This is a genomic window from Caballeronia sp. M23-90, assembly GCF_053574605.1.
Genome location: NZ_JBSIPA010000959.1, coordinates 1 through 589, shown reverse-complemented (window position 1 = coordinate 589; position 589 = coordinate 1). Strand labels below are relative to the sequence as shown.

The window sequence follows — 589 nt, the reverse complement described above, 5'->3', positions numbered from 1 at the left end:
CTCGCCGTGCTACCTCAAGCGAATCGTCCGCGGCGGCGAACATATCGCCTTGCCGTGTAGCACGGTCGAGTCGCGGCAACGCCTTTGCGTATCTGCTAACGCCAGAACCGTCAAAGCTATCAGCGCCAGCGGCCGCGCAAATGCGAATTCGACGCGCTGAGTTCACCCGCCCGACGTGCAAGTGGCAGTGCCGCCGTCGCGCAACAGAACCCCAGGCTTGCGCCGTGGATTCCTTCCACTCGGTCGTGCCACCAATAAAGATGCCTATAGCCGGTGACAGCAAGTTCGCAACATCATTGATTTGCATCCCGCTCTGCACGGCGAGCAGCATCCTTGTTGGCATCCCGCGCAGTCGTTCCTTCCACCGCAACGAAAACTCCAACGATGCGAGACCACCCGCTACGATGTCGGGCAGCACGATCCAATCTGCACCCTCTCCAAGCCGATCTACGGCAAGGAGATACGCGTCCTCATCAAATGGTTGCTGCTGAACGAACGCCGACCAGGCGCCATTGTCCAGGGCGTAACGCATGCCCTCGGTGCGAAGCTCGCCTTTGGCGGAAACGAGAAGGCGCCACCCGGCATCGCG

The 589-nt window shown here is 61.0% G+C and carries 1 pseudogene; it reads right to left on the bottom strand.

What is annotated here, in order from left to right:
* Positions 1-532: pseudogene (locus ACRXB1_RS37285) on the bottom strand (hypothetical protein); the annotation flags it as partial.
* Between the last annotated feature and the right edge of the window lie 57 nt (positions 533-589).